Origin of the sequence: Microcella sp. (genome assembly GCF_033763155.1) — a bacterium.
In the GTDB taxonomy this organism is placed as follows: domain Bacteria; phylum Actinomycetota; class Actinomycetes; order Actinomycetales; family Microbacteriaceae; genus Microcella.
This window is the reverse complement of sequence record NZ_JANRKZ010000061.1, coordinates 1-7090: the sequence shown is the minus strand read 5'-3', so window position 1 is coordinate 7090 and position 7090 is coordinate 1. Positions and strand designations below refer to the sequence as shown.

The 7090-nt window shown below is 66.3% G+C and carries 5 protein-coding genes, 1 tRNA gene and 1 pseudogene; all 7 read left to right on the top strand.

The window, feature by feature from the left end; translation table 11 throughout:
- Nucleotides 1-1549 (top strand): annotated as a pseudogene (locus SFU54_RS02795) (hypothetical protein); the annotation flags it as partial.
- 34 nt (nucleotides 1550-1583) lie between these two features.
- Nucleotides 1584-1961, top strand: a complete 378-nt coding sequence (gene rsfS, locus SFU54_RS02790) for a ribosome silencing factor (protein WP_319014791.1) — start codon at nucleotides 1584-1586, stop codon at nucleotides 1959-1961.
- A 57-nt stretch (nucleotides 1962-2018) separates the two neighbouring features.
- Entirely contained in the window at nucleotides 2019-2363 is a 345-nt protein-coding gene (locus SFU54_RS02785) for a zf-TFIIB domain-containing protein (RefSeq protein WP_413466544.1), read from the top strand.
- Nucleotides 2364-2452: 89 nt separating this feature from the next.
- Nucleotides 2453-2525 (top strand) — tRNA-Ala (locus tag SFU54_RS02780).
- Nucleotides 2526-2680: 155 nt separating this feature from the next.
- Nucleotides 2681-4039, top strand: coding sequence for a pyridoxal phosphate-dependent decarboxylase family protein (locus SFU54_RS02775; protein WP_319014793.1), 1359 nt, complete (start codon nucleotides 2681-2683; stop codon nucleotides 4037-4039).
- A 32-nt stretch (nucleotides 4040-4071) separates the two neighbouring features.
- Nucleotides 4072-5982 (top strand): PQQ-binding-like beta-propeller repeat protein, encoded by a 1911-nt coding sequence (locus SFU54_RS02770; RefSeq protein WP_319014789.1) that lies wholly within the window; start codon nucleotides 4072-4074, stop codon nucleotides 5980-5982.
- Nucleotides 5983-6098: 116 nt separating this feature from the next.
- Nucleotides 6099-7090: hypothetical protein (locus tag SFU54_RS02765; RefSeq protein ID WP_319014788.1), on the top strand; the 992-nt coding region annotated here is incomplete at its 3' end.

Below are 7090 nucleotides of genomic sequence, written 5' to 3'. Positions count from 1 at the left end.
GAAGCACACCCTTATGAGCACACCCATCGACCCGCCTCAGAGCCGCCGTGCCGCGCGGCAGGCTGAGGTGACGGCTCAGGATGCTCACCCCGAGGTCGCCGCCCCGCCACTGACGCGACGCGCGCGCGGCGGTGCCCCCGCTAACGTCGCCCCGTCGGCGCCCGGCGACGTCGAGTACCGCACGCAGATTCGGCCCCGCGTGCCGCACTACGACGCACCGCCTGTCGACCACCCCGTCGTCGGGCTCGATGGCGGGCCCATCGCGGGAGGCGGTTCAGGCACGGCAAGCGCGGGCTCAGCTGGCATGCCGCCGTATGTGGCTCCGCCTCTCGTGGAGCCGCTCATCGTTCCCCCGGCGGCGGCGCCGCCGGTCGCTCCTCCTGCGGGAGGGAGTGGTACGCAGGTTCGTCGACGCGACTTTCGACCGCCGGCCGAGCAGCCCGCGGTAGCCACAACGCCCGAGAGCGCGTGGGGCGGCGCGGCCGATGCCCCGCTCGACTATCACACGCAGCTGGCGTCGCACGTGCGGCCACCGGATGTGACGGCACCGCCGCTCGCGACACCACCGGCCCAGGCAACCGGCTCGATCCCGAACGAGAGCACGCTCTCGCGGCGCGAGTTGCGCGAACTGCGCGACCGCTCTCTCGCCCAACCTGACTCATCGGGTGTGGTCGCTGGGGTCGACGCACGCCCGGGCGGCCCTCGTCTCGGTGATGACGCGCAGGCTCCTGCGGCGTTCACCTCAGCACAATTTGCACAGCCCGGGGTCCTCCAACCCACCTACACGCAGCCTGCTCCCGCCGAGCCCGCTGCCGCAGAGCCCGCCCCGGCGCAGCCCGCTTTCGCGCCCTCCGCGTACTCGCCGGGCGCGTTCGATGAACCCCGGTTCGCCCCCCAGCCGATCGCCCAGCCGATCGCCGAGCCGTTGGTGGGCTCTCCGATCAATTCCAGCTCTGCGCAGCAGCCGGTCTCGTTGACGACACCTGACGGCCACGGTGTGACGGCGATTCCCACGGCGGCACCGGAATCCCTGAGTGGCTCAGTGGCACCGGCCGACGGGGCGACGTCGACCGCAACGGGCTCGCACTGGTCTGTGGGCATCCACGACGATGAAGACCCCTTCGTCAATACGTTTAGCCGCGAAGTGGGGTCGGCGGTCAGCCTGTCGAACACGAACGCGTTGGTCTTGCCGGAGATGCCGACCGGGGGAATTTCGGGCCCCGTTGCGGGCACCGGCGAGATCATCATCACGGGCATGATCGACGTTCCCCGGGTGGTGTCATCAACGGGAGCGGTGCCCGCCGTTCACGAAACGGCCGAAATCGATGACTTCTTCGACCCGGGTGATCTCACCACCGCGCCCCCCGACGCCGCTCCCGTCAGTGCACTCAAGGCCGTGAGCAGCCACACGTCAAGCCACAGCGTGATCGCCACGAACCGCCGCCCCGCGAGCAATACCATCACGACGGTCTTGGTGGCTTCGACCGTGGTCATGGCTGTCGTCGCGATCGGACTATTCGTGATCGCAGCGGCCAACGGGCTATTCTGAGTTTTTTGCTTCCCGCATCTCGTCGAAGGACATCGTGACTGCCACAGAACGCGCCATCGCTCTCACTCAGGTGGCTGCCCGCGCCGCCGACTCGAAGCAGGGCGATGATCTCGTGGCTCTTGACGTCTCGGGCCCGTTGCCGTTGACCGATGTCTTTTTGCTGGTGACGGGCCGCAACGAACGCAACGTACAAGCGATCGCGTCGGAGATTGAAGATCGCATGATCGAGGCGGGCGCCAAGCCGTTGCGTCGTGAAGGTCGGGCTGAGGGGCGCTGGATCTTGCTCGATTTCGGCGACATCGTCGTGCACGTCTTTCACGAAGAAGAGCGCCTGTTCTATTCGCTTGAGCGCCTCTGGAAAGACTGCCCCGCGATTCCCCTGTCGCTCGGCGAACATCCAGTCGACGCATAGCAACGGGGCGGCAGACTAGGGGGCATGAAATGCCCTACTGACGACACTCTTCTGGTCATGAGCGACCGCAACGGCATCGAGATCGACTACTGCCCGCAGTGTCGTGGTGTGTGGCTTGACCGGGGTGAACTCGACAAGATCATCGATCGAGCATCGACCGTTGCCTCGACGTCGAGCGCCGCGCCGCGCGTCGACCTCCCGCGCGACTCGGGGCCGGTCGGGCAGCCGGCCGGAGGCTTCCCCCCGGGGGGCTTCGCCCAACCCGGGCACCAGCAGGGCGGGTACCCGCACCGTTGGGGATCGAACTCGCCGGGCTCAGCACCGCGCTACGGCGGCGGGTATGGCTCGTCGAGCGGCTCGTATCGTCGCCCCAAGAACTGGCTGAGCGAGCTCTTCGACTAACCGCCGAGATGACTCGGCTCGAATTGGTCGGCGGCCTCCGCGTGTACTAGTCTTGTCGAGTTGTCACCGGCCTTCTGGGCCGAAGCCACGGGCCTGTGGCGCAGCTGGTAGCGCACCTGCATGGCATGCAGGGGGTCAGGGGTTCGAGTCCCCTCAGGTCCACGTACGAACGACATCCCGGTTTCGGCCGGGATTCGTCGTATCCGGCGCCTGCTGACCCGAGTGGCGGGGCGGCGCGCCGGGGGATGCCGCGGTGACCGCGCATCCGGTTCGAGAGGACCTCCGTGAGCCGCGATCAGGCCAATGCCGCCGAGCGTATGCACGCCATCACTGCCGAAACAACCGAGATCGTCGACATGGTTCTCGAGTATGCCCGGCGTCGCATTCTGAGCGATGACACTCCGCTCGACAAACCGTTCACACCCGCCGAGCTTCGACGCTTGGCCGGGCGCACCATCAGCGACGAGGGCATGGGTGCGCGTCGCGCCCTCGCCTTGTTCGAGAACGTGTTGGCGCCGTCGTGCATTACGACCGAGCATCCGCAGTACTTGTCGTTCATTCCGTCGGCGCCCTCGAAAGCGGCCACGGCGTTTGACCTGATCGTCTCGGCAACGGCCGTCTACGGCGGTTCGTGGATGGAAGGTTCCGGCGCGGTCTACGCCGAGAATGATGTGCTCGCCTGGCTTGCGAACGAGTTTGGATTGCCCGCGAGCGCGGGAGGCGTCTTCGTGCAGGGGGGCACGATCGGAAACCTCTCGGCTCTCGTGGCAGCACGCGACCACGCTGATCGCGCGCGACGGGAAGCCGGCCGCCCACGACCGGACCGATGGGTGGTCATTGCGAGCGCCGAGGCCCACTCGTCGATCGCGAGTGCCGCGAAGGTCATGGATATCGACGTGGTCGCCGTTCCCGTGGGCGACAGTGGCGTGATGCATGGCGACGGGGTGCGAACCGCTCTCGTCGAGCATGGCGACTCCGTGATCGCGGTTGTCGCGACCGGCGGCTCAACCAATTTCGGCATTGTTGACAACATTGCCTCTATTGCAGCGCTGAAAGACGAGCACGATTTCTGGTTGCACATCGATGGCGCCTACGGCCTCGCCGCGGCACTCACCGACATTGCTCGCCCGCACTTTGCGGGAATCGAGCGTGCTGACTCGCTGATTGTCGACCCGCACAAGTGGCTCTTCACGCCGTTCGACTCGTGCGCGCTGCTCTACCGTGATCCGGAGATTGCACGCCTCGCCCACACCCAGCACGCCGAGTATCTCGATGCCCTCACCGACTCGACCGAGTACAACCCCTCGGACTACTCGGTGCAACTCACGCGTCGGGCGCGAGGGCTTCCGCTCTGGTTCTCGCTCGCAACATTCGGGGCGCAGGCCTATCGCGACGCGATCGCCGTCTCGATCGAGTTGGCGCATGCGGTTGGTCGCGAGATCGCCGCTCGCGACTACCTCACCCTGGTGCGTGACCCGCAGTTGTCGGTCGTGGTGTTTGAGCGAGTGGGCTGGGAGCCCGGGGACTACGCACACTGGTCGAACCAACTGCTCGATGATCAGCACGCGTTCGTTGTGCCGAGTTCGCATGCGGGCCGCACCAACGCACGCTTCGCCATTGTGAACCCGCGAACGACTCTCGACGATCTGATCGGAATACTCGACTCGATGCGGTGACCGACGCGCTCGGGCAGCCTATGCTGGCGCTCGTGACCACGGGAGCTGCCGAGCCGACTGCGCCGCACTCTGAGTTCGCTCCGCGCACGAGCGGTGAACCACCGACGCGACGCCGCACGTCGTGGCTGGCCTGGGTTGCGATTCCCCTCGTTGTGCTCACGCTCGGCAGTGCTCTCGATGCTGTTGACCAGGGTGTTCCCGAGGTGGCGGGCGGGACGTCATCCCGCTATGTGCCTCCCGACGGTCATCGCTCTGTCACGGTCGATGCCGCCGGTGTGCAGAGTGTGAGTGAGTCAAGCCGCACGATCGGCATCGAAGCGGTGCTTGCGGCTCCCGGATTCGTCGCCGCGACGCTGTTTGACGCCCTCGGCGCCGACGAGGTTGCCCAGGCACAGTGGTGGCGGTCGACCTCCGTCTCCGATAACGGACAACGCGGCGCTGAGTTGAACCGCTTGACGAACGAGGGCATCGAGCAGGTCGCATCGTGGGGTGGGCCCCTCGGTTTCGTTTTTGACCCGCCGATACGTCTCTTGCCCGCGGAGGTTCAGCCGGGTGACGAATGGAACTCGTCGGGAGACGCACTGCCGGGAGGCGTGCTCACCTACACCGCGACGTTCGCGGCGCTGCGCGCCGATGGCCCGTTTACCGACCTGGACGGCCGGGAGATTCCGCTGACCGGTGGATGTCTCGGGGTCGAGAGCCTCATCGTGATCGACAACGCTGACGCAAGCTTCTCGACGACGATTGACGAGTCAACAGTCTGGTGCCCCGGACGTGGCCCGGTGTGGAGCAGCGGCACCATCAACAATCAACCCTCGGGTCGATTTGAGGTGCGGCCCGTTGCGGTGCCTTTTGTGGTGGCGGATGATCGGCCACCGCTTGGCTTCACTGACTCCCTCACACCATCGTCACGATTGCTTCCCGGCCGCGTGCTTCCGCTGCAGACGAGCGACCCGTTTTTCGGTGAATCCGAGGCGTCGGGGCAGTTCGGCGTGCCTCCGACCGCAACCACCGACGGCAGACTCGTCACCGTCAATGACCAGGGTGACGACGTTCAGGTGTGGAATCTCGACCGCATGACAGCGTCGCTTTCGTGGGTGGGGCATCCCGGTGGCACGGTTGTCGCGATTGGTACCGTCGGCGATCTTGTGGTCGCGACGACGGCGAACCGGCGCGTGGTGGCGTATGACCCGCAGGGGCGTCGAGTCTGGTCGTGGGGCTCCGACGAGCTTGTCATCGCGCCGCCCGTCGCGTTTCGTGGCGACGATGGCTCGCCCGACGTGATCGTTGCCGCCCGCAGCGGCACCGTTTCTCGAGTGGATGCTGAACGCGGCGTCGCACTCTGGTCACAGTCGCTCGATGCTGACGCGCGCGCCCCCGTTCTCGTGGTGGGCGACCTCGTGGTTGTGGCCGATGAGCGGGAGCGCCTCACGGCACTCGACGCCACAACGGGTGCCGTGGTGTGGCGCGACGAGCCGGGCGCGATCGCGCGTTTGACTGTGAGCGCCTCGAGCGGGCTCATCGTGACATTGCTTGAGTCGGGATCGCTCATGGCATTCGATGCGACGACGGGGGCCGAGCGCTGGAACACCGCAATCGCCGGCTCATCGACTGATCTCCTCGCGACGCGCGACGTGGTCATGGTGATGACGGAAGAGAGCTCCGTTGCGCTCGACTCACGCCTGGGGAACGTGCTCTGGCGGGCACCGGGTGGTGTGGCAATCGTTGCCGATGACGGCTCCGCGGTGGTCACGTTGGTGTATCCGACGGCGATCGAACTGAGAGTGGCGGCAACCGGAGTGGTGATCGACAGCCTCCCCATCGATGCAAGCGCACCGTCGTCGCGTGTCTTCGCCCGCGCTGTTGGCGATGCTTTCGTCGTGATGGAGAGCAACGGAATTCTGCGTCGGTGGGAGCTGCGAGACCAGGGGGGCGCGCGATGAGTGGCGGCTCGCGCGTTGCAGACGGCCTCACGCGATTTTGGCGGGGTGTCATCGTCGACCCCATCCGACACGGACGACTGCGGGACACGGGTTGGCCGGTAGGGCTCCGCCCGATCATGGTCGTGGGAGTCGTGGCCTTTTGCATCGCCGTCGTGGTGATTCTTGGAGCCCCCGTCATTCGTGCCGTGGCGCCGCTATCGGTGACCGTTGGTGGAAATGTCCTCTCGTTGCCGCGCCTCATGTTGCCGACGATCTTTTGGCTCGTCGTGCTCTCGCTCGCGCTCATGCAGACGGCCGCTCTTCACACGCGTCGACGAACCACCGTGGTGCTGACAGTCATGACGGCTCTTATCCTGCTGTTTGTCGGCTCGCTCGACCTCGGCGTTGATGGTGCCAGCGGCGTAACCCTCACGCTAGGCAAGGTGGTCTCAGTCATCGCGGTCGTGAGCCTCTTTGGCTTCGTGTTACTTCGCCGCCGGGCGACCTTTGCCTGGTGGGAGTTTGTCGTCGTCGTGGCCATCATTGGGGGATCGATGGTGGTCTCCCTGGGGCGGAGCGCCGCGCAAAGCGCGCCGTATGGCATCGACTTTGGCCCCTCGAGCGCGTCACTGGTGATGTCGACGCTCGGGCAGCTCGCGGTACCCGCCGCACTCGCCGCGGGGGTCGCCGCCGCAGAGTTCGCTGTCATTGCCGCAACGACGGCGGTCTCTGCGGTGAATCGCCCGCTCACGCTCGAGCGACCGGGCAGGGCATTCGGTGTCATTCCGGCCGCAATCGTGGTGGTATTCCTGGCCGTCGTTCTGTGGCGCATAGGTGAACTGGTGCTCGGGCTGTTCGCCGATGTCGGCGCGGTCGTTGACCCGCACCGGCTGCCTCTCTCGATTGCCATTGTTGGCGTGATCGCACTGATGTGGTGGGGCCTTGCTCGACTTCGGCGCTCGGCGTCAGTGAGTGCCGACGGTATCGTGGCAGAGCTCGACACGGTGGCGTTGCCGGTGGCCGCGGCGCTGTCGATCGCGTTGGCGCCGCTCGTGATCGTCTTGTTGGTTGTTCAGATCATCACGGCGTGGGGTGGCGGTGGAGTGATTCTTGACGCTCTCGGGGTCGT

Excerpts from the sequence above, each read along its gene's own strand:
- SFU54_RS02785 (WP_413466544.1), top strand. The coding sequence starts at position 2,019 with ATGAGCGACCGCAACGGCATCGAGATCGACTACTGCCCGCAGTGTCGT.
- SFU54_RS02775 (WP_319014793.1), top strand. The coding sequence starts at position 2,681 with ATGCACGCCATCACTGCCGAAACAACCGAGATCGTCGACATGGTTCTC.